This window comes from Sphingomonas sp. Leaf357 (assembly GCF_001423845.1).
Classification (GTDB): Bacteria; Pseudomonadota; Alphaproteobacteria; order Sphingomonadales; family Sphingomonadaceae; genus Sphingomonas.
In genome coordinates, this window is sequence record NZ_LMPM01000001.1 from 2273229 (window position 1) to 2299601 (window position 26373).

At 65.3% G+C, this 26373-nt stretch carries 30 protein-coding genes; 15 read left to right on the top strand and 15 right to left on the bottom strand.

Annotated elements, in window-relative coordinates:
* Positions 1 to 171: 171 nt before the first annotated feature.
* Genes ASG11_RS10680 through ASG11_RS10695 form a run of 4 tightly spaced genes read right to left on the bottom strand, consistent with a single transcriptional unit; the run spans position 172 to position 1932 of the window.
* Positions 172 to 669: a hypothetical protein gene (locus ASG11_RS10680; protein ID WP_082472707.1), complete on the bottom strand. Its 498-nt coding sequence runs from the start codon at positions 667 to 669 to the stop codon at positions 172 to 174.
* Positions 666 to 1037, bottom strand: a complete 372-nt coding sequence (locus ASG11_RS10685) for a DUF3618 domain-containing protein (RefSeq protein ID WP_055778817.1) — start codon at positions 1035 to 1037, stop codon at positions 666 to 668. The genes ASG11_RS10680 and ASG11_RS10685 overlap by 4 nt, the downstream gene beginning before the upstream one ends.
* The gene (locus tag ASG11_RS10690; protein WP_055778819.1) at positions 1034 to 1375 is read right to left on the bottom strand and encodes a phage holin family protein; all 342 of its coding nucleotides are present in this window, start codon (positions 1373 to 1375) and stop codon (positions 1034 to 1036) included. The genes ASG11_RS10685 and ASG11_RS10690 overlap by 4 nt, the downstream gene beginning before the upstream one ends.
* Positions 1376 to 1398: 23 nt before the next feature.
* Positions 1399 to 1932: a hypothetical protein gene (locus ASG11_RS10695; protein ID WP_236697457.1), complete on the bottom strand. Its 534-nt coding sequence runs from the start codon at positions 1930 to 1932 to the stop codon at positions 1399 to 1401.
* A gap of 153 nt (positions 1933 to 2085) precedes the next feature.
* Here ASG11_RS10695 and eno point away from each other — a divergent pair, with 153 nt between their 5' ends.
* On the top strand, positions 2086 to 3366 hold the full coding sequence (gene eno, locus ASG11_RS10700) for a phosphopyruvate hydratase (protein WP_055778821.1): 1281 nt from the start codon (positions 2086 to 2088) through the stop codon (positions 3364 to 3366).
* Positions 3367 to 3431: 65 nt separating this feature from the next.
* A complete protein-coding gene (locus tag ASG11_RS10705; protein ID WP_055778823.1) occupies positions 3432 to 3743 on the top strand; it encodes an FtsB family cell division protein in 312 nt (103 codons plus the stop codon).
* Between the two features lie 136 nt (positions 3744 to 3879).
* Here the strand turns inward: ASG11_RS10705 and ASG11_RS10710 are convergent, their stop codons facing one another.
* Positions 3880 to 4752, bottom strand: a complete 873-nt coding sequence (locus ASG11_RS10710) for an alpha/beta fold hydrolase (RefSeq protein ID WP_055778825.1) — start codon at positions 4750 to 4752, stop codon at positions 3880 to 3882.
* Positions 4753 to 4880: 128 nt separating this feature from the next.
* Between ASG11_RS10710 and ASG11_RS10715 the strand changes: the two genes are divergently transcribed.
* The gene (locus ASG11_RS10715; protein ID WP_055780715.1) at positions 4881 to 6617 is read left to right on the top strand and encodes a DUF885 domain-containing protein; all 1737 of its coding nucleotides are present in this window, start codon (positions 4881 to 4883) and stop codon (positions 6615 to 6617) included.
* 12 nt (positions 6618 to 6629) lie between these two features.
* Positions 6630 to 7115: a DUF4760 domain-containing protein gene (locus tag ASG11_RS18750; RefSeq protein WP_156363733.1), complete on the top strand. Its 486-nt coding sequence runs from the start codon at positions 6630 to 6632 to the stop codon at positions 7113 to 7115.
* Between the two features lie 6 nt (positions 7116 to 7121).
* On the opposite strand, the gene ASG11_RS10720 is transcribed toward ASG11_RS18750, so the two are convergent.
* Positions 7122 to 8516, bottom strand: coding sequence for an MFS transporter (locus tag ASG11_RS10720; RefSeq protein WP_055778828.1), 1395 nt, complete (start codon positions 8514 to 8516; stop codon positions 7122 to 7124).
* An 11-nt stretch (positions 8517 to 8527) separates the two neighbouring features.
* Positions 8528 to 8965, bottom strand: coding sequence for a cupin domain-containing protein (locus ASG11_RS10725; RefSeq protein ID WP_201781308.1), 438 nt, complete (start codon positions 8963 to 8965; stop codon positions 8528 to 8530).
* Between the two features lie 88 nt (positions 8966 to 9053).
* On the opposite strand from ASG11_RS10725, the gene ASG11_RS10730 reads away from it, so the two are divergent.
* Positions 9054 to 9398, top strand: coding sequence for a hypothetical protein (locus ASG11_RS10730; RefSeq protein ID WP_055780721.1), 345 nt, complete (start codon positions 9054 to 9056; stop codon positions 9396 to 9398).
* 90 nt (positions 9399 to 9488) lie between these two features.
* Here ASG11_RS10730 and ASG11_RS10735 read toward each other — a convergent pair whose 3' ends face one another.
* From ASG11_RS10735 to ASG11_RS10755, 6 genes are all read right to left on the bottom strand, one after another.
* Entirely contained in the window at positions 9489 to 9872 is a 384-nt protein-coding gene (locus ASG11_RS10735; protein ID WP_055778831.1) for a hypothetical protein, read from the bottom strand.
* Positions 9873 to 9992: 120 nt separating this feature from the next.
* Complete coding sequence (locus ASG11_RS10740) at positions 9993 to 10274, bottom strand: hypothetical protein (protein WP_055778835.1); 282 nt, start codon at positions 10272 to 10274, stop codon at positions 9993 to 9995.
* Positions 10275 to 10380: 106 nt separating this feature from the next.
* Complete coding sequence (locus ASG11_RS10745) at positions 10381 to 10722, bottom strand: type II toxin-antitoxin system VapC family toxin (RefSeq protein ID WP_236697459.1); 342 nt, start codon at positions 10720 to 10722, stop codon at positions 10381 to 10383.
* Positions 10723 to 10792: 70 nt separating this feature from the next.
* Entirely contained in the window at positions 10793 to 11035 is a 243-nt protein-coding gene (locus ASG11_RS10750) for a type II toxin-antitoxin system Phd/YefM family antitoxin (protein ID WP_055778836.1), read from the bottom strand.
* Positions 11036 to 11419: 384 nt separating this feature from the next.
* The gene (locus tag ASG11_RS18755; protein ID WP_156363734.1) at positions 11420 to 11896 is read right to left on the bottom strand and encodes a hypothetical protein; all 477 of its coding nucleotides are present in this window, start codon (positions 11894 to 11896) and stop codon (positions 11420 to 11422) included.
* Between the two features lie 5 nt (positions 11897 to 11901).
* Positions 11902 to 14223, bottom strand: coding sequence for an ATP-dependent helicase (locus tag ASG11_RS10755; protein WP_055778840.1), 2322 nt, complete (start codon positions 14221 to 14223; stop codon positions 11902 to 11904).
* Between the two features lie 102 nt (positions 14224 to 14325).
* On the opposite strand from ASG11_RS10755, the gene ASG11_RS10760 reads away from it, so the two are divergent.
* The 8 genes from ASG11_RS10760 to ASG11_RS10795 all read left to right on the top strand — a co-directional run bounded on the left by ASG11_RS10760 (position 14326) and on the right by ASG11_RS10795 (position 22163).
* Entirely contained in the window at positions 14326 to 14724 is a 399-nt protein-coding gene (locus tag ASG11_RS10760; protein ID WP_055780724.1) for a GFA family protein, read from the top strand.
* A 72-nt stretch (positions 14725 to 14796) separates the two neighbouring features.
* On the top strand, positions 14797 to 15957 hold the full coding sequence (locus tag ASG11_RS10765; protein ID WP_082472708.1) for an aspartyl protease family protein: 1161 nt from the start codon (positions 14797 to 14799) through the stop codon (positions 15955 to 15957).
* Between the two features lie 150 nt (positions 15958 to 16107).
* A complete protein-coding gene (locus ASG11_RS10770) occupies positions 16108 to 16572 on the top strand; it encodes a hypothetical protein (protein ID WP_055778846.1) in 465 nt (154 codons plus the stop codon).
* A 155-nt stretch (positions 16573 to 16727) separates the two neighbouring features.
* A complete protein-coding gene (locus ASG11_RS10775; protein WP_055778848.1) occupies positions 16728 to 17966 on the top strand; it encodes a DUF3419 family protein in 1239 nt (412 codons plus the stop codon).
* A gap of 4 nt (positions 17967 to 17970) precedes the next feature.
* Entirely contained in the window at positions 17971 to 18624 is a 654-nt protein-coding gene (locus tag ASG11_RS10780) for a class I SAM-dependent methyltransferase (RefSeq protein ID WP_055778851.1), read from the top strand.
* Positions 18625 to 18669: 45 nt separating this feature from the next.
* Positions 18670 to 19050, top strand: coding sequence for a nuclear transport factor 2 family protein (locus tag ASG11_RS10785; protein WP_330218897.1), 381 nt, complete (start codon positions 18670 to 18672; stop codon positions 19048 to 19050).
* An 83-nt stretch (positions 19051 to 19133) separates the two neighbouring features.
* Positions 19134 to 20783, top strand: a complete 1650-nt coding sequence (locus ASG11_RS10790) for an inorganic phosphate transporter (RefSeq protein ID WP_055780727.1) — start codon at positions 19134 to 19136, stop codon at positions 20781 to 20783.
* A 102-nt stretch (positions 20784 to 20885) separates the two neighbouring features.
* On the top strand, positions 20886 to 22163 hold the full coding sequence (locus ASG11_RS10795; protein ID WP_055778857.1) for an MFS transporter: 1278 nt from the start codon (positions 20886 to 20888) through the stop codon (positions 22161 to 22163).
* 246 nt (positions 22164 to 22409) lie between these two features.
* Here the strand turns inward: ASG11_RS10795 and rsmD are convergent, their stop codons facing one another.
* Positions 22410 to 22946 (bottom strand): 16S rRNA (guanine(966)-N(2))-methyltransferase RsmD, encoded by a 537-nt coding sequence (gene rsmD, locus ASG11_RS10800; RefSeq protein ID WP_055778860.1) that lies wholly within the window; start codon positions 22944 to 22946, stop codon positions 22410 to 22412.
* Between the two features lie 3 nt (positions 22947 to 22949).
* Positions 22950 to 24332 carry a pseudouridine synthase gene (locus ASG11_RS10805; RefSeq protein ID WP_443024458.1) on the bottom strand — a complete coding sequence of 461 codons (1383 nt, stop codon included), beginning with the start codon at positions 24330 to 24332 and terminating at the stop codon, positions 22950 to 22952.
* 143 nt (positions 24333 to 24475) lie between these two features.
* Between ASG11_RS10805 and ASG11_RS10810 the strand changes: the two genes are divergently transcribed.
* Together ASG11_RS10810 and ASG11_RS10815 are read left to right on the top strand one after the other, a co-directional pair.
* Positions 24476 to 24913, top strand: a complete 438-nt coding sequence (locus ASG11_RS10810) for a response regulator (RefSeq protein WP_055778863.1) — start codon at positions 24476 to 24478, stop codon at positions 24911 to 24913.
* 82 nt (positions 24914 to 24995) lie between these two features.
* The gene (locus tag ASG11_RS10815) at positions 24996 to 26333 is read left to right on the top strand and encodes an AmpG family muropeptide MFS transporter (protein ID WP_055778866.1); all 1338 of its coding nucleotides are present in this window, start codon (positions 24996 to 24998) and stop codon (positions 26331 to 26333) included.
* The last annotated feature ends 40 nt before the right edge of the window (positions 26334 to 26373 follow it).

Sequence of the window (26373 nt, forward strand, 5' to 3'; positions counted from 1 at the left end):
CCTTAGCGCCGCGAGGCGGCGGGGGCTAGAGCGTGATAGGATATTGGACCTATCGCCCGTTCCGTATCGGGCTGGCGACATGAGGGCGGACGCTTTTAAAAAAAGCAGCCCCGGGTGGGTCCCGGGGCTGCGTCAGTCGGTCGTAGCAATCGGAGGGTTAAGCGGCGATCCTCAGCCCACTTTCCTTGCGCCGGCGTCTTTCGATGCGGCGACCGCTGCCGTGCCGGCGGTGGCCAGGGCCTTCAGGATGTTGCCGACCAGCTTGCCGGCCTGATCGTTGAGCGCCGACTTGGACAGGCCGAGCGCGCCGAGTTCATCGAGGCCGACATCCTTGGCAGCCGAAATGGCGCCACTGGTCGTCGCGCGGATGCGTTGGCCGACGGGGGCGAGCAATTCGGTTTCACCCTTGCTGCGTGGGAGCAGTGCGCCGGCCAGCGCACCGATCGCCAGACCACCGACCAGGACTGGGATGGGGTTGGAATCGATCGCCTGGACGGTGCGGTCGGCGGCATCACGGGCGCCATCCAACGTCCGGTCCAAGGCCTTGTTGGCGGCGGCGCGTGTCTTGGCGACGGCGGATTTCGCTGCGGGCTTGCGCGTGGACGACGTTGCGCCGGCATCAGTGCCGTCGGCATTGGAAACGGGGGCGGACGAAACGGGATCGGTCATTCTGGCTTCCTTCTGGCGGCGGCCTTGGCTGGGGTGGGATGGTGCTGTGAGTTCAAACTGTTTCGATCGGCAGGGGTTGCATGGCCGCTGCGCGTCAGAAGGCGCGACAGGGGACGGCGGGCCAATACGACGCCAGCCGCCGCCAGCGCTCCCGCGATCCTGAAGGGGTGCCTTTTGGCGGCGTCCACGCCATCGCTGGCGATCTCCTGACCCTTGGCGATCAGGTTGCTGGCGGCTTCCTGCGCCAGGGCCTTGGGGCTGAGGCGCGATTGCAGCAACGAAAGCGTGTTCGCCAGCCTTGCACGGGCCGCGGTGGAGCGCGCTTCGGCGATCTCTACGATCCGCTGGTGGACCGGGCCGTCGCTCATTTCGGCATCCTTTGCGAGATGAGACGCTTCACGTGGCGCGCCGCGAGCCAGCCGAAGACCGCGACGAGCGCCAACGTGCCGAGCACGACGATGACGGTTGCCCAGATCGGCCCGAGATGATGTTGCAGGATCAACAGCAGCCCGACGAACAGCGCGATCACCGCCGAATTGAGCAACAGCAGAGCGATGATGCCGTAGGTCGCGACGATCTTCGCCTGGGCGAGCCAGCCGAGGATCTGCGCGCGATACAAAGCGACTTCGGCCCTGGTCGATTCCCGCAGGTCCTCGACCAGCCGGCTGAGCAATTCGCCGATGCTTTCCGACGGAGGCTGATCCAAAACTATACCCCCGGCTACGACGTTCAGGCCTTGCCGTCGGTATCGGCGTTGAGGCCGGACTGGACCAGGCGGACCAGTACGAAACCGATTGCGGCGGCGGTGCCAATGGCGATGGCCGGGCTCTTCTTCACGAAGCCGGTCGCGTCCGCGATCAGATCGTCGACATTCTTCGACTTGAGCGATTCCGAGAAGCCCGAGACGGCTTCGGCGGCGGTGCGGGCATATTGGCCGTATTGCACCCCGACCTTCTCGTCCACCGTGCCGGCGGCGTCGGTCATCAGCTTGGCGAGTTCGTCCAGCGCGCCGCCGGCACGCGCCTTGCCGTCCTCCACATAGGTACGGGCTTTGGCACCGGCCTCCTTGGAAAGCTGGGCCGCTCCGTCCTTCAAGGACTGGGCGGGGCCGGACGGTTTCGCGACTTCGGGGTTGTCGCCGGTCGGATTTTCGAACGTGTCGGTACTCACGGCAGGGCCTTTCGGTTTGGCGGTTCGGGGCTTGGTCACGGTCGCGCGCGGCGTAGCGGCGGCCGTGTTCGGCTGGGGAGCGTCTTCGGCCATCACGAACCCTTTCAAATGCTGACGCCGTAACCGGCCAGCGACCGTTACGGTTCCATATCCACGGGCGAATTGCAGCGTGACGTGTAAGCCGATAGAGGCGGCGCAACATTCGCCCGACCACATTCCGACTGCCATGATTAGAAGGATCGTTCCGTGACCGCAATCATCGACCTGCACGCCCGCCAGATCATCGACAGCCGCGGGAATCCGACGGTCGAGGTGGACGTCATGCTGGAGGATGGCAGCTTCGGACGTGCGGCGGTGCCGTCCGGCGCGTCGACCGGAGCGCACGAGGCGGTCGAGCGGCGTGATGGCGACGCGGGCAAGTGGCTCGGCAAGGGCGTGCAGGGCGCGGTGGATGCGGTGAACGGCGAGATCGCCGACGCCGTGCTGGGCATCGATGCCGAGGACCAGGCGGACGTCGATCGGGCGATGATCGCGCTGGACGGAACGGAGAACAAGGGCCGGCTGGGTGCGAATGCGATCCTGGGCGTGAGCCTTGCCACGGCGAAGGCGGCGGCGGATGCGCGCGGGTTGCCGCTGTACCGCTATGTCGGTGGCGTGGCGGCGCACGTGCTGCCGGTGCCGATGATGAACATCATCAATGGCGGCGAACATGCCGACAACCCGATCGATTTCCAGGAATTCATGATCGTGCCGGTCGGCGCGGACACGCTGTTCGACGCGGTGCGCTGCGGCTCGGAGATCTTCCACACGCTGAAGAAGGGCCTGCACGACAAGGGGCTGGCGACGTCGGTCGGCGACGAGGGCGGCTTCGCGCCGAACATCGCCAGCACGACCGATGCGCTGGACTTCATCATGTCCTCGATCGAGAAGGCCGGGTACAAGCCGGGCGAGGACGTGATGGTCGCGCTGGATTGCGCGGCGACCGAATTCTACAAGGACGGCATCTACAACATTTCGGGCGAGGGCAAATTGCTCTCCAGCGGCGAGATGGCGGAGTATTTGGCCGATCTGACGCGACGCTACCCGATCTTCTCGATCGAGGATGGCATGGCTGAGGACGATTGGGCCGGGTGGAAGGCGCTGACCGGTCTGATCGGGGACAAGGTGCAACTGGTCGGCGACGATCTGTTCGTCACCAATCCGAAGCGCCTGAAGCGGGGCATCGAGGAGAAGACCGCCAATTCGATCCTGATCAAGGTCAACCAGATCGGCAGCCTGACCGAGACGCTGGAGGCGGTATCGATGGCCAATCGCGCGGCCTACACCGCCGTGATGTCGCACCGCTCGGGCGAAACCGAAGATGCGACGATCGCCGATCTCGCGGTCGCGACCAATTGCGGACAGATCAAGACAGGTTCGCTCGCCCGGTCCGACCGGTTGGCGAAGTACAACCAGTTGATCCGGATCGAGGAAGAGCTGGGCGACGCGGCGGTCTATGCCGGGCGCAGCGTGCTACGCGCGCGCTGAACGCCAACCGAATCGTTATTAAAAAAGGCTTGATTGCGCGGACGGAGACTGACAGGAATCGTGGAATGGCAAAGCGTTCCACCTTCAACGTCATGCTCCGTCGCGCGATCGTGCCGGCGGTGGCGGTGATCGTGATCGCGGGCCTCGGCGCGTATACGATCTTCGGACCGAACGGCGCGCGTGCCTATGGCGACGTGAAGCGCAAGCTGGCGGTGAGCGAAGTGCGGCTCGCGGCGCTTTCGGCGAAGCGCGCGGAGTGGCAGAACAAGGTCGCGCTGGTCGATCCGCGCAAGGCGGACCCGGACATGGTGGACGAGTTGACGCGCAAGAAGCTCAACGTCGTGCATCCCGACGAGATGATCGTTCCGCTGAACTGAGTTCGGCGGTGCGGGAGCATTTCCCCTTCATTTTCGTCATACCGGCGCAGGCCGGGATCTCTGTGGGGAGAAGCTGCGCGCGCCTCCCAGAGATCCCGGCCTGCGCCGGGATGACGGTTAATGATCAGAGATAGGCTTAGTCCGTGATCAACTGCGCTTCGCGGTCGCTACGGACGTCATCGCGTCCGCGTCCGAGGAACGTCAGCAGATCGTTGGTGAAGCGGTCGCTTTCGGTGATGGTCAGGCCGTGCGGCGCGCCGTCATATTCCACCAGTTGCGCGCCCGAGATACCCTTGGCCGCCTCGCGGCCGGTAGCGTCGATCGGGACCGTCTTGTCGGCGGTGCCGTGGACGACGAGTGTCGGTACGCGGAAGGCCGGCAGGTCGCCACGGAAATCCGTATGGCCGAAGGATGCGGCGCATTGAAGGATCGGCTTGAGGCCGGCCTGCATGGTCGTGCGCCACGCCCATTGCACCGCTTCCTCGCTGACCGGCGAGGAGATCATGCCGACGCCGAAGAAGTCCTTGAAGAAGCTGGTCCAGAACCCGAACCGGTCCTTCTTGATGCCGTCGGTAATGCCTTGCAGCGTTTCCTCCGGCACCCCGTTGGGATTGTCCTCGGTCTTGAGCATGTACGGAACGACCGACGAGATCAGGCCGGCGGCGATCACGCCCTTCCCCTCGTGGCGGCTCATGTAGCGGGCGACTTCGCCGCCACCCATCGAGAAGCCGACCAGTGTCGCGTCGCTGTCCGCTCCGGTTTCCTTCAGGACGTCCGCCAGATCGTCCGAGAGCGTGTCGTAATCGTAACCGCTCCACGGCTGACCGGACCGACCGAAGCCGCGCCGGTCGTAGGCGATGGCGCGGAAGCCGGCTTCGGCCAGCGCCATGGCCTGCGCATCCCAGCTGTCGGCGGAGAGCGGCCAACCGTGGATCAGCACGACCGGGCGACCGCTGCCCCAATCCTTGACGTAGAGATCGGTGCCGTCGCGCGTCTTGATGTAGGGCATGGGAAGCTCCAGTTTCCAGAATGGATTACCGGGCCTGAACGAGCCTTCGAAGCGGACGTTCCGTCGGGGTGGCGCGCTCTGCCGCAACCTGCCAGCATCCCGTCGCTGAACGACTCGAGAGGATGGACATGCGGATCAAATGGCTCGGTGGGATCGCGCTGCTGGCGCTGGCGGCGGGGGTGCCTTCGGCTTCCGGCGGGGCCGGGGCGCAGGTCGGCACGCCGGCCGATCTGCCGCTGCCGACGGCCAGTTGGGCGGGCTTCCGCGATGCCTTTATCAAGGATTGGTTCAAGCTGGATCCGGCGAACGCGGTGTATCAGGGACGGCACGATTTCGACGGCAAGCTGGCCGACTGGAGCTCGGCCGGGCTGAAGCGGCAGGGCGATTTCTTGAAGGCGGCAATCCTGAAGGCGCGCGGGTTCAAGGCCCTGTCCGGGCAGGACGCGTTCGAGCGCGATTACCTGATCAATGTCGCGGAGGGCAAACTGTTCTGGCTGGAGGATGCCGACCAGCCGCACACCAATCCGGCCTGGTATATCGGCAACGGGCTCGATCCGAACGTCTATGTCGCGCGCAACTATGCCGATGCGCCGACGCGGATGAAGGCGATGATCGCGTTTCTGCAACGTGTGCCGGGTGCCGCGGCCAACATCCGCGCCAATCTGAAGACGCCGTTGCCGCTGAGCTTCATCGCCTATGGCGTGGCCGGGTTCGGGGGCTTTGCGGATTATTATACCGGCGACGCGAAGAAGGCGTTCGCCAGCGTGGCGGACCCCAAGCTGCAGGGCGAGTTCGATCAGGCGTCGGTTGCGGCCTCGAAGGCGATGAAGGATCTGGCGGCGTGGCTGGAAAGCCAGAGGCCGACCGCCACGCAGGGCTTCGCGCTCGGTGCCGCGCGCTTCTCGCGGATGGTCAAGATGACCGAGGGCGTGGATGTGCCGATGGCCACGCTGGAACAGGCGGGCAAGGCCGATCTGGCGCGCAACCAGCAGGCGTTGAAGGCGGCATGCCAGCAATTCGCACCGGGTGCGACGATCCCCGTGTGCATGGACAAGATGAACGCCAACAAGCCGGAGGGCGGCCCGGTCGCCGAGGCGCGGCGGCAGATCCCCGAATTGACCGCGTTCGTGACCGCGCACGACATCGTCACGATCCCGGACAAGGAAAAGGCGCTGGTCGAGGAGAGCCCGCCCTATAACCGGCAGAACAGCGCGTATATCGATCCGCCGGGGCCGTTCGAGAAGGGCGTGCCGTCGATCTACTATATCTCCCCGCCAGATCCCGCCTGGAGCAAGGCCGAGCAGGACGGCTTCATCCCCGGCAAGATGGACCTGCTGTTCACCTTCGTCCACGAAGTGATGCCGGGGCATTTCCTGCAGTTCCGCCATGCCAACGCGTCGCCATCCTTGTTCGGGCGACTGTTCGTCGGATACGCCTTTGCCGAGGGCTGGGCGCATTATGCCGAGGAGATGATGTGGGATGCGGGCCTGCATGCCGGCGATCCCGAAACGCATGTCGGGCAGTTGTCCAACGCCCTGCTGCGCGACTGCCGCTTCCTGTCGGCGATCGGGATGCATTCGGGCACGATGACGCAGGAGCAATCACGCCGGATGTTCGTCGAGCAATGCTATCAGGACGAAGGCAATGCGAAGCAGCAATCGGCGCGGGGGACGTACGACCCGGCGTATCTCAACTATACGATGGGCAAGCTGCTGATCCGCAAATTGCGCGACGACTGGACCGCGACGCGGGGCGGGCGGAAGGCGTGGAAGGCGTTCCACGACGCGTTCCTGCAATATGGCGGGCCGCCGATCCCACTGGTGCGCAAGGCGATGCTGGGCGGAGATGGGAAGGCGGTGTTTTGAGGTGAGTTCATCATGAGTTTAGAAAACTATATCGCTCTTGGCGGAGTGCTGTTGGCCTTCGGAATTGCTATTCAACAGGGCACTGCTACTCGTAGGTCTAACAGGGTGTCGAATACATTGGATCTTCTCGCGCGATATCTAGAACCGGAAGCACGTGCTGCTAGATTCAATGTGCGATCACACCTAAAGCTTGCTGCCGATGAAGGAGGAAATTTTCAAATTTTATCGGAAGCGCAACGTGCTCAATTCGCCAGCATTGCATCCCTATTTGGCTTGGCAAGTTTGCTCGATGATAAGGGAGAGATAGACTTTCAGATAATATTGGCCTCTTTTGGAGATAGCATCGTCACAAATTTCGACCGTCTGCGAGACTACAAAAAGTGGCGAGATTCCCGGCATCCTGGCGACAACAGCCTTTGGCTTCATTTTGAGCAGGCTGCTCGTAAAGCTCGCGAAGCAGGGTACACTAGTGCAACCGAAGTGTTGAAGGTTCAATAAGAAGCTTTAGCGCGCCTGTTTGAGCGTGGAGACCTGCTCCTCGATCTCGTCCTTCGGCGGATTGCGGATCGAGGGGCGCAGGCGGGCGAGGCTGCACAGGCCGGCGACCAGCGCGAGACCGGCGGCGACCAGGGCCGGCACCTTGCCCGCACCGATGTTCATCGCGAGCAAGGCGGCGACCAGCGTCGCACCGGTCGTCTGGCCGACCAGCCGGACGGTCGAGACCAGACCGCCGGCCGCCGCGGCGCGCTCGCGCGGGGCGCTGCCGATAATGAGGCGGGCGTTGGGGGGCAGGAACGTGCCGAAGCCCGATCCGCACAACGCCATGCGCCACGCGACGTCGAAATAGCTCGGGTCTCCGGGCATGAAGCCCAGCAACAACAGGGCTGTGATCGAGATCGCCATGCCGATCCCGCCCAAGATGCCGGCGGGAATACGATCCGACAGCCAGCCGGCGAGTGGGGCGACGATCATGTTGGTCAGCGGCCAGGGGGCGATCGCCGCGCCGATCTGCGCCGGCGAGAAGCCCATCTGCGCCAGTCGGAAGGGCGTGGACAGCAAGAGCGTCATCGAGGCGATGAAGGCGGTGTAGGCACCGACCACCGAGAGGGCGAGGACGGGGCGGGCGAGCAGATCGATCGGCAGGATCGGATCGCTCTCATGTTTCTCCCGGCGAACGAAGAATACGCCGATCGCCGCGCCAACCAGCACGATCGCGGCCGAGACGACGGGCGAATCGCCGTGCACCGCGCTTTCCAGCCCGCCGATCACCAGCCCGAACATCGCCGCGCACATCACCGCGCCGAGCACGTCGAAACGCGTGTCGCGCGGTTTGGGCGCAGGCAGCGAGCGGCCGAGGAACAGCGAGAGGATCGCGAACGGCACGGCGCTGGCGAACACCCACGGCCAGGGCGCGATGCCCAGCACAAGCCCGCCGATCGTCGGGGCCGCGGCGGCAGCGCTCGAAACGATCACCGAATTGATCCCCAGGCCGCGGCCCAATTGCTTCGCCGGATAGACCTGGCGGATGAGCGCCGACGACACGCTGAGCGCCGCCGCCGCGCCCGCCGCCTGCATCACCCGGACGACCAGGAGGAAGGGCAGGCTCTTGGCGAAGAAGCACAGGATCGTCGCGACGGTGAAGACCAATTGGCCGAGCTGATACATGCGCTTCAGGCCGATGCGGTCGCCAAGGCCCGCGAACGGCAGCAGCAGCATGACGAGGGTGAGCTGATAGACGGTGACGACCGCGACGACCGCGCTCTGCCCGACATGCAGGTCGCGGGCGATGGTCGGCAGCGCGACGGTGGCGACGGCGCCGTCGATGATGATCAAAGCGGTGCCGCAACACAGGGCACCGATCGCCAGCAGGCGGCGGGGCATGGGAAGGCCGTCGTTCATGGCTGGTCCGATTACGCTTCTGGCGTGGGATCGCAAGCCGGGGACCAGCCCGGTGCGGCGAGTTCGAAGCCGGAGAATTCGAACGCCGGGGTGACGACGCAGCCGACCAAGGCCCAGCCGTGAAGCGCCTCGGCCGATTGCCAGGCGTGCGGCGGGACGAGCGCCTGTGGGCTGTGGCCGGCAAGGACGTCCGGGCCGAGCAGATGTTCGTGCGCCGCGCCGTCGTGAATGGCGAGCCGCAGCGGGTGGCCGGCATGCCACATCCACAATTCGGCGGCATCGACGCGGTGCCAGTGCGAGCGCCGACCGGCCTCGAGCAGGAACAGGATCGTGGTGGCGAGGCCGCGACCACCGCCGGGGGCGGGCTGACGGAAGGTTTCGCGATACCAGCCGCCCTCAGGGTGAGGYGCTAGCTGCAATCGCGCGATGATTTGCGATATGTCTGACAAACTGGAAATGCTGTGTTTCCGAATGCGGTGGCGACGTTTACCGTGAATGCGGGTTGCTGCAGTGCAGCGCAACGTTTAAATGGAACGGATGACGACCTTGACCGCCGAGCGCCCGCCCGCAGCCGTGCCGACCACGACGCCGATCCTCTTCGAGGCGATCGTGCGCAAGATGTGCATCGCGGCCACCTACAACAAGGTCGAGATGACGCTGGCACCGCATGTCATCTACACCAAGCATGACGAGCTGTTCATCGATGCCGAAGTGCTGGCCCGCGACGGCAAGCCGCCCAAGGAGCCGAAGATCGGCACGTTCAAGCTGGTCGGCCTGACCGGCGTGCGCATCACGCCGCGCGCCTTTACGGTCAGCGCCCTGTTCGACCAGGGCAGCTTCAAATATGCCGACACCACGCTGATGGCGGTCGAGCCGGACTGAATCGCGACGGCGAAGGTAACGAAGGTACTGCGAATTCGGTGAGTGCGCGGGGAAAGCGCGCTGTTCGGTACGCGTTTCCGAAGATGTCCTCTATCTGTAGCTGGGATCGATGGCGCGGATCGCCGCGATCAGCAGGCGATCGTTGAATTTCTGGCACTCGCCGACCTTCCGGCCGCGATAGAAGACCGGCGTGGTGACGCCGTGCAGGGCGCGATCGATCGCGATGGACAGGACTTCCGCCTGACCCCGTTTCAGCGCGGCGTCCCACGCCGCCGCGAAACTCTCCGCACCGGCGCGTTTGCGCAAGGCATAGGCCGATTTGCGCGACATGCCGACCGATTTGGCGGCCGCCGACACAAGGCCGATCGCGGCGAGCGCGGCGATGAAAGCGACCTGCCGGGCGGGCGTCCAGCCATCGTGTCGAACGGTCGCGGTTTGCCCGGGGACGGGCGTGAAATCGAGAGGATCGTGCATCGACCAGTCTATGCGCCGGACCGATCCTTGTAGGACAGCATTTTTTTCAGGCGGCGCTATCGAGCGCAGCGTTTTGGCGGCGAAGGCGGGAAGGGCGTCGGCCCTTCCCGCCCGCGAGCCTCAGCGGCAGACGGTGTAACGCTGGCCGTGACGATAGACGAGGCGGCAATTGTTCCGGCCGCGATCGCCGCGCCAGCCGTTATGACGGCCGCGATCGTGGCGACCCCAGCTGCGGCGGTCGTCGCGGCGATCCCAGCGACGGTCGTTGCGGCGATCACGGTCATGGCGATCGTAGCGGACCTCCTGATTGTAGGCGCCGTCATAACGCTGCGCCGACGCCTCGGTCGAAACGCCGATGCCGGCGACCATCAGGGCGGCGGCGAGCATGTGGGTGAACTTCATGATCGATATCCTCTCGTTCGGCCCGGTATGGGCCTTGCGACGGGAGTACGCCCGGGCGCGGATATCGTTGCTGAATGTGTCTGTAGGGTGAGGTACAGGTTGAGTGTCAGACCTGTTCGACCGGGATGCCGAGCGCGGGGGCGGCGTCGGCCATCGTGCGATCGAGCGTGACGATGCGCAGCCCGGCGGAGGCGGCGATTGCCAGATGCAGCGCATCGCCCGCGCGCAGTCCGAGCATGTGTTGATCCACGAATCCGGCGGCTGCGGTGAAATGATTGGACGCAACCGGCGACAAGGTCAGCACGCGATCCCGCCAGCCGCGCCACATCGCCAGCGCCTCGGCACGCTTCTCGACGGACAGCGCGCCGGTGCGTAGTTTCAGGGCGAGGGCGCTCGACACCTCCGTGTCGCACCATTCGCTGACGTAGAGCGACCCCTCGCCATCCACGAGATGATGCGCTCGCTCTGCGGCTCCAGCGTAAGCGCGGCGACGATGACCGACGTGTCGAGATAGAACATCAGTACCGATCGGAATCGCGCATCTGACGGATGAAGTCTGCGGCGGGGACCGCCTGCATCTGCTGGCCTTCGTGCAGCTTGCGAAGGGCGTCCACGTCGATCTTCTGGCGTGGTGTTCCGAGCGGCCGGATTTGCGCGGCAGCCTTGCCACGACGGGTTATCTCGATACTCTCGCCCGCCTCCACGCGATCGATGATCTCGCTGAGATGCGATTTCGCATCGGCTAGGTTGATGCGTTCCATCTGGTGCTCCTGACTAGGTTGGTGACTATCAGAATTTCTTTCAGGATGTAAGATGCCGCCGCAGAGGTGTTTATTGCGATTATGCTTAATCCAAGTTTCGCGGTGCATCCCGATGCATAGCTGTGCGCGGAGATCGTCGCGCCGCACGGCTTTTCGGTAACGGATTCCGCCGCCAGATTGCATGTAACGCGGCAGTCGATGAGCATTTGCTCGGCGGGCGTGCCGGACTGTGGGCGGAAATGGCTATCGGGTTCGAAAGAGCGTTCGTACCGAGCGCCAATAACTGATGCGGATGCAAGCGACGCATAATTTGGCAGTGGTGCAAGCGCAGGCCGGAAACATTAACGTGGAGCGAGTAGCGACATAATTATGGAATTAAATAAATTAGAGATATTTTGGCATTTGCTCGACCAAATAATTCTCTATTTGATAACATAACGCGTTGGCTTCTTTGGAAATAACCTTTGTTATCTCCGCTTCGCGTTGCTTGGCAGTAAAATTGCCATATTTTTCAATAGCATCCAACGTTCTATCTGTCCGACTTCGCCAATCAGTAAATATAACAAGTGACTTAGGAAAATATACAGCAGAAATTGCGAACATTCTATGAAGTTTGTTAAACTCCGTTATAGCATAAGACTTCTTTTGTTCTGATATGAAAAAAGACGCTGTCCAATCCTGAGCGTTTGCGCGTACGTTAGCGAGAAGAGCAAAAAGCTCTTCACCCTTCTCTCTTAGCATTGCGTTGTGTTCGCGCGCATGTTCAGACTTTTTCTGACGAAACTGCATCCACGGACCCAAATAAGCGCCGCCAAGTGCAAAACCACCTCCGATACAGACTGCTACAATCTCGCTCGACATAACGCTCACCCCACCGTCACGAAACTATCCATCACCCGCTTCCGCCCCGCAGTCTCGAAGTCGATCTCCAGCTTGTTGCCTTCGATCTCGGCGATCTCGCCATAGCCGAACTTCTGGTGGAAGACGCGCAGGCCGACGCTCACGTCGTCGCGGCCCTTGTTGCCGAGGCTGACGGCGGAGGCGCGGGCTTCCACGACGCGGGAGGGTTCGCGCGAGAAGGTTCGGCTGGTGAAGGTGCCGCCGGGTTTGGCGGGATCGATGCCGCCGCCCAGGCCCGCCGCGCGCTGCCAGCCGGGGCCTCGGCCGGTGCCGCGGGCGACATCGGCGAAGGGATCGGCGCGTTCGGACCAGTTGGCGCGCCACAGGCTTTCGCCGCCGGACATGGTGGTCTCGCTCTCGGTATGGTCGGCGGGGAGTTCGCCGACGAAGCGCGAGGGGATCGAACTGGTCCACTGGCCGTAGATGCGGCGGTTGGCGGCGTGGATGATCACGGCCTTGCGGCGCGCGCGGGTGATCGCGACGTAGGCCAGGCGACGTTCCTCTTCGAGTGACGCCAAGCCGCCTTCGTCCAACGAGCGTTGCGAGGGAAACAGGCCCTCTTCCCAGCCGACGAGGAAGACGGTGTCGTATTCCAGCCCCTTGGCGGCGTGGATCGTCATGATCGTGACCTTGGGATCCTCGGCATTGTTCTCGTTGTCCATCACGAGGCTGACATGTTCGAGGAACGCGCCGAGATTCTCGTATTCCTCCATCGCGCGGACGAGTTCGGTGAGGTTTTCGAGCCGGCCGGCGGCCTCGGCGCTCTTTTCCGCCTGATACATCGCGGTGTAACCGCTCTCGTCCAGGATCTGGCGCGCGAGATCGGGGTGCGGCATCTCGCCGGCCATGCTGCGCCAGCGCGCCATGTCGGCGACGAGGTTGCCGAGCGACTTGCGCGCGGCCCCGGTCAACTCGTCGGTATCGAGGATGCGCGCGGCGGCGGTGGTGAGCGGTACGCCGGTGGCGCGGGCAAGCTGGTGGACCTTCTGCACCGCCTTGTCGCCCAAGCCGCGTTTGGGGACGTTGACGATGCGTTCGAAGGCGAGATCGTCGGCCGGCTGCGCGACGACGCGGAGATAGGCGAGCGCATCGCGGATCTCGGCGCGTTCGTAGAAGCGGAAACCCCCGACGATGCGATAGGGCATGCCGATGGCGATGAAGCGATCCTCGAACTCGCGCGTCTGGTGCTGCGCGCGCACGAGGATGGCGACCTCGTCGAGCGACTTGCCGGTCCGCTGTGCGCCCTCGATCTCGTCGCCGACGCGGCGCGCTTCCTCGGGGCCGTCCCAGACGCCCAGCACCTTCACCTTCTCGCCGACGTCGAGGTCGGTCCAGAGCTGCTTGCCCAGGCGTCCGCTATTGTTGGCGATGACGGCGGAGGCGGCGCCGAGGATGTGGGGGGTGGAGCGGTAATTCTGTTCGAGCCGGATGACCTTCGCGCCGGGGAAATCCTTCTCGAACTTCAGGATGTTCTCGACCTGCGCGCCGCGCCAGGAATAGATCGACTGATCGTCGTCGCCCACGCAGCAGATGTTCTTGCGCTCCTGCGCGAGCAGGCGGAGCCAGAGATACTGGACGCTGTTCGTGTCCTGATATTCGTCGACCATGATGTATTTGAAGCGGCGCTGATAATCGGCCAGCACCTCGCGGTCGCGCTTCAGGATGACGAGCATGTGGAGCAGCAGGTCGCCGAAATCGCAGGCGTTGAGCGCGATGAGGCGGGCCTGGTAGGCGGCGTACATCTCCCCGCCACGGCCGTTGGCGTAGAGTTCGCTCTCGCCCGCGTCGATGTCCGAGGGGGTGAGGCCCTTGTTCTTCCAGCCGTCGATCACGCCGGCCAATTGGCGGGCGGGCCAGCGTTTCTCGTCGATATCGGCGGCGAGGATGAGCTGTTTGAGCAGGCGAAGCTGATCGTCGGTGTCGAGGATCGTGAAGTTGCTGTGCAGGCCGACGAGTTCGGCGTGGCGACGCAGCATCTTGGCCCCGATCGCGTGGAAGGTGCCGAGCCAGGGCATGCCCTCGACCACGTCGCCTACGATGTTGCGCACGCGATGTTTCATCTCGCGCGCGGCCTTGTTGGTGAAGGTGACGCTGAGGATCTCGGAGGGCCAGGCGCGCTTGGTCCAGAGCAGGTGCGCGAGGCGCGCGGTGAGCGCGGCGGTCTTGCCCGTGCCGGCACCGGCGAGGACGAGGACCGGGCCTTCGGTGGTCAGCACCGCCTCGCGCTGCGGCGGGTTGAGGCCCGTAATGTAAGGCGGTTCCTGCTGGGGTACGGGGGTAAGCGACATTCGTGAACAGGTAGGGAACGCGAGCGCGGGGGGCAAGCGCGAAGGGGTTGCGCGGCCGCGATCGATATGGAACAAACCGGCAACACAAGAGGGAGGTTGGAGATGACGATTACCGGTGGATGCCGTTGCGGCGCGGTGCGCTACACGGCGGAAGGGCAGCCCGATCACAATGCGCTGTGCCTGTGCGAACAGTGCCGCAGGTCGGCGGGCGCGCCGATGGTCGGCTGGGCGCTGTTCGCGGCGGAGGCGGTGACGATCACCGGCACGCCTGTGAGCTACAATTCGTCCGGCGACACGCAGCGGCAATTCTGCGGCACGTGTGGGACGGGGCTGTTCTATCTCAGCGAGACGATCTTTCCGGGCAAGATCGATATCCAGACCGGCAGCTTCGACGATCCCGACGCGCTGGCCCCGCAGGCGTGCATCCAGATGGCCGATGCGCCGCGCTGGATGGCCGGGCTGGAGGCGCTGCCGAAGTTCGAGCGCTATCCGGGGGCATGAGCGGACCGGCGCGAATTGCCGGGGCCGGCGCGGTGACTTAAGCATGTGGCGGCTTGTACGAGGAGGTCGTGGATGCACCGCCGGGATGTAATTCGTGCGCTCGCCGTGGGCGGCGGCGTCGTAGCGATCGGCGGGCGCGCCCTCGCCGCCGAACCGCGGGTCTACACCTCCAGCATCGCGGTGGAGAACGACCGCGTTCTGGTGGCGGTGGGCATGAATGGCGCCGGCCCGTTCATCTTCATGATCGACACCGGTGCTTATGTCAGCCTGATCCGCCCCGATCTGGCCAAGCAGTTGAAGCTGCCGGTGCAGGGCATCGAGCATTCGCGCGGCGTGGGTGGCAAGGGCCGGGGCTTCGCGCTGTATGCGGCGAAGGATTTCGTCATCGGCGGGACCATCCGCCAGCCTGGCGTGGTGCTGCAGGACTCGTTCGAATTCGGGTATCGGCAGGATATCTACGGCGCGCTGGCGGCGGGCGTTCTGACCACCACGGATACCGACCTGGATTTCGACAAGGGCGAGTTGCGCATCTATCCCGACGGGCGCGGCGTGCGCACGGGCTATACGGCGATCGATTCCGAGATCCCACGCATCGACCAACCGAACCGTGGATCGCGCAAGATCAGCGCCGCGGTGACGATCGACGGTCGGGTTATCCGCTGCATCCTCGATACGGGCGCCCCGGGCCGGCTGATCCTCGGCCGGGCGGCGGTGCGGCGGCTGGGCCTGTGGAGCGACGACCGGCCGTACGCGCCGATCCGGCCGAACGGGATCGGCGGGGCGGGGCCGATCGCGCGGATCGTGCGGGTCGGCGCACTGGAGATGGGCGGCGCGCGCGAAGACAGGCCGCTGGTGACGTTGCTGGACAATGAGGTGGGCAACGGCTTCGACGGGATCCTCGGCCTGTCGTTCATCCGCCGCTTCAACCTGTCGATCGACGCGCGCCAGCGGAAATTATGGGTGCAGCCGAGCCGCCAGAGCGTGTCGCCGCAACATTACGGCCTGTCCGGCCTGTGGCTGGACCATGCGGGCGACCGCGTGACGGTGGCCGCGGTCGGCACGGGCAGTCCGGCGGCGGCGGCGGGGCTGAAGGTGGGCGACCGGATCGTGGGCGAGGCGTTTCCGATGCTGCTGCGCAAGATCGGCGGCGGGCCGGGGATGGAGGTTGGTCTGAAGATAGAACGCGGGGGTGTTGCTTCGGATGTGCGTTTCACGTTGAGGCCCTATCTCTGACGTGATTGTTTGGCGGCCGATGCAGGCATGAGTGTTGCGTATAGGGGGTCAGCGGACGTCAGGCCGCAGCAGAACAATGCACCATCGTTCGAACGTGAACAGTCCGGCGATCACCGCGTTGAATCACGACATATCAGACAGGAGGGCACGATGGCGGATGTCCCACGACGTACCGATCAACATGAAGCACTGACGGTCTTTCTTGGAAAGTGGTCGGCACGTGGAACGTCCTTCGGGGGCACCGACCAGACGGGCGGAGATCCGAAGGCGAATGGGCAGCCTTGGGTCAGCACGCATGAGGCGTCGTGGCATACGGGCAGGTTTTTCATACTTCAGGACGAGCGCGCCGATATCGCGGGCGACCGCTTCGACACATTCAGTATTCTCGGCATCGATGACGATGGCTCGTACTTTTCGCGCAGCGTCGAGAATCACGGCTTTTATCGCGATTATAAGGTGACCCGCGAAGGTGATTGCTGGACATTCGCTGGTGCCACGGAACGGGCGACGGTGAATTTCGACGAGGACGGGAAACGCCAGGTAAGGACCTGGGAATGGAAGCCCGAAGACGATTGGCTTCCCCTTTGCGACCGGATCGCCGATAAGGTATTTTGACGGATGGCGCCCTGCTCGCGACAGATGAATAATTGCTTGCGATGTCCGCTGTTGGCCTAGCCTCTACACTCATCTTCAAACCGCAACCCCATCGTCACGCGAGCGTCACGGCGCGGGCGTAACCGCGCCCTCGAACCAGTCGGGGATGTGCGGATATGGCGAGCCTGAAGCATCGGAAGGCGACGACGGTCAAGGTGGGCGCTGCCGTCCACCAGCATGACGGGGCGAGCAAGGCGGGGTTGCTGGAGCGGGCATTCACCTTCGCGTTCCGGGGGCTGGTCTATGCGCAGATCTGGGAAGATCCGGTGGTGGACATGGCGGCGCTGGCGATCACGCCCGACTGCCATGTCGTGACGATCGCCAGCGGCGGGTGCAACGTGCTGTCGTACCTGACCGCAAATCCCGCGCGGATCACGGCGGTGGACCTGAATACCGCGCATGTCGCGCTCAACCGGTTGAAGGTGGCGGCGGCGGCGCATCTGCCGGATCATGCCAGCTTCCATCGCTTCTTCGGGCAGGCGGACGACGGGGCGAACGTGCGCGCCTATGAAGAGGTGCTGCGGCAGCATCTGGACGATGTGACCCGGCGCTATTGGGAGGGGCGGGATCTCAGCGGTAAGCGGCGCATCCGGGGCTTTGCCACCAACATCTACAAGCGCGGGCTGCTCGGCGGGTTCATCGGCAGCGCGCATCTGGTGGCGCGGCTGTACGGCATCGACCCGCGCGAGGTGCTGGCGGCGGAAACGGTGGAGGAACAGCGGCGCGTGTTCGAGGCACGGCTGGCGCCGGTGTTCGACAAAGGCTTCGTGCGCTGGCTGATGGACCAGCCGGCGTCCCTGTTCGGGCTGGGGATTCCGCCGGCGCAATATGCCGCGCTGTCGAATGACGATCCGGGCGGGATCCGCGCGGTGCTGCGCGGGCGGCTGGAGAAATTGGCGTGCGATTTTCCGGTGGGCGACAATTACTTCGCGCAACAGGCGTTCGGCCGACGCTATGCGAGCGGGGCAGGGCATTCGGTGCCGCCGTATCTGGAACCGGAGCATCACGCGGATATCGTCGCGCGCGCTTCGCGGATCGAGGTGCTGCACGCGAATTTCACCGAGCATCTGGCGAGCCTGACGGCGGCCAGCCGCGACCGGTACGTGCTGCTCGACGCGCAGGACTGGATGACCGACGCGCAGTTGAACGTCCTGTGGGCGGAGATCACGCGTACCGCCAGGCCCGGTGCGCGCGTGCTGTTCCGCACCGCCGCCGCGCCGAGCCTGCTACCGGGGCGGGTGGCGGAGGCGGTGCTCGATCGCTGGGACTATCGCGCGGCGGAGTCGCTGGACTTCACCGCGCGGGACCGATCCTCGATCTATGGCGGCGTCCATCTCTATGTCCTGAAGGGCTGAGCCGATGTCCGAACGGGCCGAGAGGATGGACGCGATCTATGCGCGGCAACGGCATTTCTACGATGCGACGCGGAAATATTATCTGCTCGGGCGGGACCGGCTGATCGCCGGGCTGGATCTGGTGGCCGGCGACAGCGTGATCGAAATCGGATGCGGTACGGCGCGCAACCTGATCGCGATCGCTCGCGTCTGGCCCGAGGCGCGACTGTTCGGAATCGACCTGTCCGAGGCGATGCTGACGACAGCGCGTGCGAACGTCGCGCGGGCCGGGCTGAGCGAGCGGATCGCGCTGGCGCAGGGCGATGCGACGGCGTTCGATGCGCGACGCCTGTTCGGCGAGGACGGGTTCGACCGGGTGGTGCTGTCCTACACCTTGTCGATGATCCCGGACTGGCGCGCGGCGATGGCGCAGGCGGCGCGGGTGGCGCGGGGGCGGGTGGAGATCGTCGATTTCGGGCAACAGGAGAGGCTGCCGGCGGTGTTCCGGCGCGGACTGTTCGCGTGGCTGGAACGGTTCGACGTGACCCCGCGCGAAGACTTGGCCCGGGCGCTGGACGAGATCGGGGCGAGGGAGGCGCTGTCGCCGGGTTTCACGTCGCTGCATCGCGGCTATGCCTGGGCGGGGCGGCTGGAACGGGCATCGACCGCCGCGCCCTGAGCCTGTATCGTCGCCGGGTGGCCGATGACAGCCGGGAGAATGCCGATGGACACGCTCGAACGCTGGCATGCCTATGTCGAAGGCAACGACCCCCAAGCACTTGATGCGCTGATCGCCGAGGAGTGCGTGTTCCATTCGCCCGCGGTGCACACGCCGCAGGCCGGCAAGGCGATCACGATCAAATATCTGACCGCCGCGCTGGCGGTGCTGAAGCAGCCGGATTTCCGCTATGTCGGCGAATGGCGCGCGGATCGGTCGGCGGTACTGGAGTTCCAGTTGTCGATCGACGGCATCCAGATCGACGGGGTGGATATCATCACCTGGGGCGCGGACGGACGGATCATCGCGTTCAAGGTGATGATGCGGCCGTTGAAGGCGCTCAACACGATCCTGCCATTGATGGGCGCACGGTTGGGGGCGGCCTGAACGAGCCTCGATCCGGGACATCGCGACCAGTGTCATGGAACCGTCATCAACGTGTAACGAAGCCCGGCAAAGGCATGGTCATCATGGCAACACACGCTATCGCGGCTCCTGAGTCGCCCATCGACGCGCCCGCACGCACCGGGTTCGATCGCCCGATTTCGCCGACCGCCCGCATTCTGTTCCTCGTCGCGCTGATCGGTGGGCTGGCCTATGCCGGGTTCAGCGTGTTCGTGGACACGCGGCAGGTGGGTGAGAGCCTGGCGCTGGGCGTGTTTGCGTTCCTCGGGCTGGCGCTGCTGATCGCCTTGGGGTTCGAATTCGTCAACGGCTTCCACGACACCGCCAATGCGGTGGCGACGGTGATCTACACGCACTCGATGCCGGCGCATCTGGCGGTGGTATGGTCCGGCTGCTTCAATTTCCTCGGCGTGATGCTGTCGTCGGGTGCGGTCGCCTATTCGATCATCACGCTGTTGCCGGTCGATCTGATCCTGAACGTGGGCAGCGTGGGCGGTTTCGCGATGATCTTCTCGCTGCTGCTTGCCGCCGTGTTGTGGAATCTGGCGACCTGGTACGTCGGCCTGCCGAACAGTTCCAGCCATACGCTGATCGGGTCGATCCTGGGCGTGGGCGTGGCCAACCAGCTTCTGTCCGGCGCGGGCTCGGGCGGCACGTCGGGATTGGACTGGGCGCAGGTGCAGAAGGTGATGACCGGGCTGTGGATGGCGCCGCTGATCGGGTTCGCCGCCGCGCTCGTGCTGCTGTTCGCGATGAAGCGCGTGGTGCGCAACCCGACCCTGTACACGCCGCCGGTCGAGGGCGCGCCGCCGCCGAAGGGCATCCGCGCGCTGCTGATCTTCACCTGCACCGCCGTCAGCTTCGCGCATGGCGGGAATGACGGGCAGAAGGGCATGGGGTTGATCATGCTGATCCTGATCGGCTGCGCGCCGACCGCCTATGCGCTGAACCGCACGCTGCCGAGCGGCGCGACACCGGCGTTCGTGTCCGCCGCGACGGCGGTCAGCGAAGTGTTCGACGCCAAGTCCGGCGGCTTGACCGTGGCACCGACCGAGGCGCGCGGCGTGCTGACGGCGGCGTTGCAGGCCAAGAAGGTCGAGGGCGCGAAGGTCTTTGGCGCGGTCGAGACGGTGTCGCGCGATCTGGCGGCGCGGGTCGGCAGCTATGGCGCGCTCAGCAACGTGCCGGCCGGCGTGGCGTCGAACGTGCGCAACGACATGTATCTGGTGCTGGATACGACCAAGCTGATGACCAAGGACAAGGAAGCGGCCAAACGTTTCTCGGCGCCCGAGCTGAAGACGATCGGCGCGTATCAGGACATGCTGGAAAGCGGCACGCGGTTCATCCCGGTATGGGTGAAGATCAGCGTGGCGATCGCGCTCGGGCTGGGGACGATGGTCGGGTGGAAGCGGATCGTCGTCACGGTCGGCGAGAAGATCGGCAAGAGCCACATGACCTATGGCATGGGCGCATCGGCCGAGATCGTCGCGGCGTCGGTCATCCTGCTGGCGGAAAGGTTCGGGCTGCCGGTGTCGACGACGCACATCCTGACCTCGGGCGTGGCCGGTGCCTCGGTGGCGAACGGGCAGGGGCTGCAGATGCGGACGATCCGCAACATGGCGCTTGCCTGGGTGATGACGCTGCCGGCGGCGATGCTGCTGTCGGGCGGGCTGTATTGGGGATTACTGACGGCGGTGCGCGCTTACGGGGGGTGAAGTTTCCCGCTTGTGCTGAGCGTGTCGAAGCACCGCCCTCCCTCCTTCGCCGGGAGAAGAACGGCCCTTCGACAAGCTCAGGGCGAACGGTATGAGGGTGGCATGACGGTATCCCCCCAACGCCACACGGCCTCGCCCATGCACGCGCATCGCCGCATCCTGATCGCCAGCCTGATCGGCACGTCGGTCGAGTTCTACGATTTCTATATCTATGCGACCGCGGCGGCGTTGGTCTTCGGGCCATTGTTCTTCCCCTCGGAAAGCGCGTCGGCGCAGGTGATGCTGTCTTACGCCAGTTTCGGGCTGGCGTTCTTCGCCCGGCCGTTGGGCGCGGCGGTGTTCGGGCATTTCGGGGATCGGCTGGGGCGCAAATCGACCTTGGTCGGGTCGCTGATGCTGATGGGCGGGGCGACCGTGTGCATCGCGTTCCTGCCGACCTACGCGCAGATCGGCTGGACCGCGCCGTTGCTGCTGTGCGTGTTGCGGTTCGCGCAAGGCTTCGGCCTAGGCGGCGAATGGGGCGGGGCGAGCCTGCTGGCGGTGGAGAATGCGCCGCCGGGATACGAGAATCGCTACGGCATGTTCCCGCCGCTCGGCGCACCGATCGGGTTCATCGCGGCGAACGGGTTCTTCCTGCTGCTCGGCACGATGCTGGACGAGCAGCAATTCCGCGACTGGGGCTGGCGCGTGCCGTTCCTGGCGAGCGCGGTGCTGGTCGGGCTGGGCCTGTGGGTAAGGTTGAAGCTGACCGAGACGCCGGCGTTCCGCGCGGCGGCGGCGCATGACGCGCTGCCCAAGGTGCCGATCGCCGAACTGTTTCGCTCGCACCTGCGCCCGACGATCGCGGGCACGGTGGGGGTGATTGCGTGCTTCGCCTTGTTCTACCTGACGACGGCATTCGCGCTGAGTTACGGCACGACGACGCTGGGCCACGGGCGGCAGGCGTTTCTGGGCGTGGAGATCGCCGCGATCCTGTTCCTGGCGCTGGGCGTGATCGTGTCCTGCACGATCGCCGATCGAACCGGCGCGCAGGCGATGTTGCGGTTGGGTTTTGCCGGGTGCGTGATCGCGGGATTGCTGATGGGGCCGATGCTGGGCGCGGCGAGCCTTTGGATGGTGTTCGCGTGGCTGGCGTTCGGGCTGTTCGTGATGGGTTTTGCATACGGGCCGCTCGGCGGATGGTTGCCGTCGCTGTTCGAGCCGGGGGTGCGCTATACCGGCGTGTCGATCGCGTTCAATCTGGGCGGGATCTTCGGTGGCGCACTGGCGCCGATCGCCGCGACCGCGCTGGCGGCACGGGGCGGGCTGGCGCTGGTGGGGGCGTATCTGGTTGTGGCGGGGGTGTTGAGCTTGGGCGGGCTGCTGATCTTACGGCGGTGATTTGTAGAAGAAGAAGTTTAAATCGCACGAAGACACGAAGACGCTAAGAGAGACGGGAAGTTGGGCGGCTGACGCATTCGCGTGCCCTGGGCCTGTCGAATACGTGTTCGGGGCATGGGCTTCGACAAGCTCAGCACGAACGGTGGCCGGCGTTGCCGCCTAACCTGATTATTTCTGCTTGTTCTTCGCGTCTTCGTGTCTTCGTGCGAGCCGAACTTCTTCTTGCCCGACAGGCGAACGCCTACGTCACACCGCCCGCAGGATCGTCAGCTTGGCCTTGCCGGAATTCCGCTCCACATCGATTTCGAAGCCGTCGACCGCGATCGTTTCGTCGCGGGCGGTTTCGATGCTGATCCAGGTCGCCGGGCCGGTCCAGCCCAAGCGCGCCAGCTTGTCGAGCGCGACCGCGCCGGCACCGGTGGCATAGGGCGGGTCCATCAGGATCAGGTCGAGCGGCTTCGTCGCGCGGCCGAGCGCGAGGACGGATTGGGCGCGGACGTCCGCCTTTGCTTCGAGCTTGGCGATGTTGGTGCGCAGCGCGTCGAGCGCGGGCTTGTCCTGTTCGACGAACACGCAGCTTTCCGCGCCGCGCGACAGCGCTTCCAGGCCGAGCGCGCCTGAGCCGGCGAACAGGTCGGCCACCGCCAGCCCCTCGAAACTGCCGAGGCGGCTGGTGAGCATCGAGAACAGGGTCTCGCGGGTGCGATCCGCGGTGGGGCGGGTGGCGTCGCCCTTGGGAGCGATGATCTGGCGGCCGCGCCAGAGGCCCGAAATGATGCGCATGACTTACTTCCGGCTGCGGGGCGGGCCCCCGCGATTGGGGCTGCCGCCGATAGGTTTGCCCGTGCCCTTTGGGGTGGGGCGCGATGACGGGCGGGCTGGCCGAGCGGCGTCGCTTGCGCTGTCGCGCGGCGCGCGGGGCGGCTTGGCGCCAACGTTGCGGCCGAGTTCGGAGTTAAACACGCGGGCTGGCCTCTCGCCCGAGCCTTCGCCGTCGCGGGCTTTGGGTGGCTTGGCGTCGTAGAAGCGTTTCGGGCGTACGCCGCCCGGCGCGGGGGCCGGTTCGCGCGGCGTGTGATCGAGCGCGGGCTGCCAGCCGGCGGTCTTGGTCGATGTCTTCGCGGGACGACCGCCGGCGCGTGTGCCGCGATTGGGATTGTCGACGAAGGCGGCGCGATCGGCGGCGGAGGCGGCTTCGCGGGTGATGCGGGTGGCGGGTTTGCCGGCCTGGACCGGGCTGGGCTTGCGCGCCAGGTTCGGCGAACCGGGCGCTGGGCGCGGGCCGCCGGGGCGCGGTTGCGCGGTGCCGACCTTCACCGGTTCGGCTTTCGGCCGCTGGCTGAACTTCTCGTCGCGACGCAGGCGTTCGGGCGGCGGGTTCCTGGTCGGGTTCTTGCGGAAGGCGGCGACGTCGTGCCCCTTCACCTCGCCGACGCCGCCGACCGGCAAATCGGCGAGCAGGAACGGGCCGTAGCGCGTGCGGATCAGACGGCTGACCTTGAGGCCGAGATATTCGAGCACGCGGCGCACTTCGCGGTTCTTGCCCTCGGTCAGGATCATCTCGATCCACACGTTCGCGCCGGTCCGGCGCTCGAGATTGGCGTTGATCGAGCCGTAGCGCACGCCCTCGATCTCGACGCCGTGGATCAAGTCCTCGAGTTGCGCCTGCGTGACGTTGCCATAGGCGCGGGCGCGATAGGCGCGCTCGACACCGGTCGAGGGCAGTTCGAGCTGGCGCTTCAGTTCGCCGTCGGTGGTGAGGAGCAACAGGCCCTCGGTGTTGAGATCGAGCCGGCCGACGGGAACCAGCCGGGGCAGATCCTTCGGCAGCTTGTCGTAGATCGTCGGGCGGCCGCCAGGATCGCGCTCCGTCACCAGCAAGCCCGAGGGCTTGTGATAGAGGAACAGGCGCGCCGCGGTGGGGGCTTCGACGGGAACGCCGTCCACTGTGACGCCGTCGAGCGACGTCAGGATCGTCGCCGGCGTATCGATGACCTTCTCGTTCAGGGCGACGCGGCCCTCCTCGATCATACGCTCGATTTCGCGGCGCGAGGCGATGCCGGCGCGGGCCAGCAGTTTGGCGATGCGCTGTCCGTCTTTGAGCCCGTTATCGGGGGCGTCCTTGGGAACGGCGGTCGGGGCGTCCGGGGATTTGTAGGATTTGGTCACGGAAGGGCTAATACAGGCTAAATGCGTGCTGGCAGGAAAAAAGTTGCGACCAAGTTTCGCGGCGCGCGTTAAGGTCGCAGGCGTAACGATGTCGCAGGGAGGTTTTCATCCTGCGCCACGAGCACAAAGGCGGTGTCCGGACCATGTTCGGCAAGAAGAAACGGCGCATCTCCAGGCTCCTGATCGTCGAGGACGAGCCGTTGGTGGCGTTCGACACCGAACATTTCCTGCGCGACGAGGCGTTCGAGATCGTGGCGACAGTGGACCGCGTGGCCGATGCGATGCGCGTGATTCGCGGTGCCGGGCAGGGCGGCGGCGAGATCGATCTCGTGCTGGTCGACGTGAGCCTGGCCGACGGCAGCGGCATCGACGTGGCGCGTGCCGCGCACGAAACGGGCATTCCGGTGATGTTCGTGACCGGTTCCTGCCCGATGGGTGCAAGCGAGGTGGCGGTGGGGTGTCTGTCCAAGCCCTATGCGCAACGCGATTTGCTGGCCGCGATCGGTGCGGTCGAGGCGATGCTGGATGGCAAGGCACCGAAGCGACTGCCATCGGGGTTCCGGTTGTTCGAGGCGGCGTAAACGTCGTCGCTGTCGGTCCCGGGGTTTCATATTCCGATCGCTCGTCTAATCTCCGCGACCGAGGCGCGGGGAGAGTGAGCGAATGAACGGTATGGCAGATCCGAAAACCCCGAGCTGGGTGGACGGCTTGCGCCCCTATGTCGAGAAGGGGCCGATCGCGGCCTTCACGCTCGGCCTGTCGTCCGGCTTCCCGATCGCCATGATCGGCGCGACCCTGACCAGCCGGCTGGCCCAGGACGGGCTGGACAAGAAGACGATCACCGCCTTCACGCTGGGTTTCCTGGTCTATAATCTGAAGCCGTTATGGGCGTGGATGGTCGATGGCGTGCGGCTACCGCTGATCGGCGGGCTGGGGCAGCGCCTGTCTTGGCTGATCTTTGCCGGATTGCTGGTGGTCGCGGCGGTGACCAATCTCGCCTTCGTCGATCCGAAGACCAATCTCTCCGCGACGATCGCCGCCGCGTTGCTGGTCGGGCTGGCCGGCGCGACGTTCGATATCGTGATCGACGCGTACCGGATCGAGCAGTTGCAGCCGCACCAATTGGGCGTCGGTTCGGGCATGTCGCAATATGGCTACCGCATCGGCAACGTCGCCGCGGCCTCGCTGGCGCTGGTGCTGGCGGCGCGGTTCGGCTGGGGCGTAGGCTATCTCGCCTGCGCGGTGTTCGTGCTGCCGGCGATCCTGACCGGCTTCTGGCTCGGCGAACCCGAACGGCGGCGCGATCCGGCCGAACGACGCGGAGCGGCGGAGATCGTCGCGTCGATCGTCGGCCCGTTTGCCGAATTCTTTCGACGGCGGGGGGCGATCATCATCCTGCTGTTCATCCTGATCCACAAGATCGGCGATACGCTGGCCAATATCGTGCTGCGGCTGATGCTCAACGATCTTGGCTTCAGCAATGACGAGATCGCGATCTACGATGTCGGGGTCGGGTTCTGGGCGTATCTGATCGGCGTGTTCATCGGCGGCGTGCTGTATGCGCGATTGGGGCTGAAGCGATCGGTGCTGTTCAGCCTGTTCTTGATGGCGGTGTCCAATGCCAGCTTCGCGCTGCTCGCCGGGTCCGGACACAGCAATCTCGGGCTGGCCGGGACGATCGGGTTCGAGAATCTGTCGAGCGGGATCGGCAGCGTCAGCGTGGTCGCCTATTTCTCGGCGCTGTGCGACCTGCGCTACACCGCCGCGCAATTCGCGCTGATCTCCGCCGCGTCCAGCGTCGTCGGCCGCCTGCTGACCGCCGCCTCCGCCGGGGCGCTGGTGGAACGGCTAGGCTATGTCGACTTCTACTGGATGACGACGATCATCGCCTTCCCCGGCGTGCTGCTGTTCTGGTGGATGAGCAGATCCGGGATCGTGGATCGATCGATCGGCGATGCGGGGACGGTGGGCGAGGGAGATGCGCGGACGGGTGCGAGCTAAATACCTCCGTTCGCCCTGAGCCTGTCGAAGGGCAGGCACG

Coding starts and splice junctions, on each gene's coding strand:
- ASG11_RS10680 (WP_082472707.1), bottom strand. CDS start 669: ATGACCGATCCCGTTTCGTCCGCCCCCGTTTCCAATGCCGACGGCACT.
- ASG11_RS10685 (WP_055778817.1), bottom strand. CDS start 1,037: ATGAGCGACGGCCCGGTCCACCAGCGGATCGTAGAGATCGCCGAAGCG.
- ASG11_RS10695 (WP_236697457.1), bottom strand. CDS start 1,932: ATGGCCGAAGACGCTCCCCAGCCGAACACGGCCGCCGCTACGCCGCGC.
- ASG11_RS10705 (WP_055778823.1), top strand. CDS start 3,432: ATGGCAAAGCGTTCCACCTTCAACGTCATGCTCCGTCGCGCGATCGTG.
- ASG11_RS10710 (WP_055778825.1), bottom strand. CDS start 4,752: ATGCCCTACATCAAGACGCGCGACGGCACCGATCTCTACGTCAAGGAT.
- ASG11_RS10715 (WP_055780715.1), top strand. CDS start 4,881: ATGCGGATCAAATGGCTCGGTGGGATCGCGCTGCTGGCGCTGGCGGCG.
- ASG11_RS18750 (WP_156363733.1), top strand. CDS start 6,630: ATGAGTTTAGAAAACTATATCGCTCTTGGCGGAGTGCTGTTGGCCTTC.
- ASG11_RS10720 (WP_055778828.1), bottom strand. CDS start 8,516: ATGAACGACGGCCTTCCCATGCCCCGCCGCCTGCTGGCGATCGGTGCC.
- ASG11_RS10730 (WP_055780721.1), top strand. CDS start 9,054: ATGACGACCTTGACCGCCGAGCGCCCGCCCGCAGCCGTGCCGACCACG.
- ASG11_RS10735 (WP_055778831.1), bottom strand. CDS start 9,872: ATGCACGATCCTCTCGATTTCACGCCCGTCCCCGGGCAAACCGCGACC.
- ASG11_RS10740 (WP_055778835.1), bottom strand. CDS start 10,274: ATGAAGTTCACCCACATGCTCGCCGCCGCCCTGATGGTCGCCGGCATC.
- ASG11_RS10750 (WP_055778836.1), bottom strand. CDS start 11,035: ATGGAACGCATCAACCTAGCCGATGCGAAATCGCATCTCAGCGAGATC.
- ASG11_RS18755 (WP_156363734.1), bottom strand. CDS start 11,896: ATGTCGAGCGAGATTGTAGCAGTCTGTATCGGAGGTGGTTTTGCACTT.
- ASG11_RS10755 (WP_055778840.1), bottom strand. CDS start 14,223: ATGTCGCTTACCCCCGTACCCCAGCAGGAACCGCCTTACATTACGGGC.
- ASG11_RS10760 (WP_055780724.1), top strand. CDS start 14,326: ATGACGATTACCGGTGGATGCCGTTGCGGCGCGGTGCGCTACACGGCG.
- ASG11_RS10765 (WP_082472708.1), top strand. CDS start 14,797: ATGCACCGCCGGGATGTAATTCGTGCGCTCGCCGTGGGCGGCGGCGTC.
- ASG11_RS10770 (WP_055778846.1), top strand. CDS start 16,108: ATGGCGGATGTCCCACGACGTACCGATCAACATGAAGCACTGACGGTC.
- ASG11_RS10775 (WP_055778848.1), top strand. CDS start 16,728: ATGGCGAGCCTGAAGCATCGGAAGGCGACGACGGTCAAGGTGGGCGCT.
- ASG11_RS10780 (WP_055778851.1), top strand. CDS start 17,971: ATGTCCGAACGGGCCGAGAGGATGGACGCGATCTATGCGCGGCAACGG.
- ASG11_RS10785 (WP_330218897.1), top strand. CDS start 18,670: ATGGACACGCTCGAACGCTGGCATGCCTATGTCGAAGGCAACGACCCC.
- ASG11_RS10790 (WP_055780727.1), top strand. CDS start 19,134: ATGGCAACACACGCTATCGCGGCTCCTGAGTCGCCCATCGACGCGCCC.
- ASG11_RS10795 (WP_055778857.1), top strand. CDS start 20,886: ATGACGGTATCCCCCCAACGCCACACGGCCTCGCCCATGCACGCGCAT.
- rsmD (WP_055778860.1), bottom strand. CDS start 22,946: ATGCGCATCATTTCGGGCCTCTGGCGCGGCCGCCAGATCATCGCTCCC.
- ASG11_RS10810 (WP_055778863.1), top strand. CDS start 24,476: ATGTTCGGCAAGAAGAAACGGCGCATCTCCAGGCTCCTGATCGTCGAG.
- ASG11_RS10815 (WP_055778866.1), top strand. CDS start 24,996: ATGAACGGTATGGCAGATCCGAAAACCCCGAGCTGGGTGGACGGCTTG.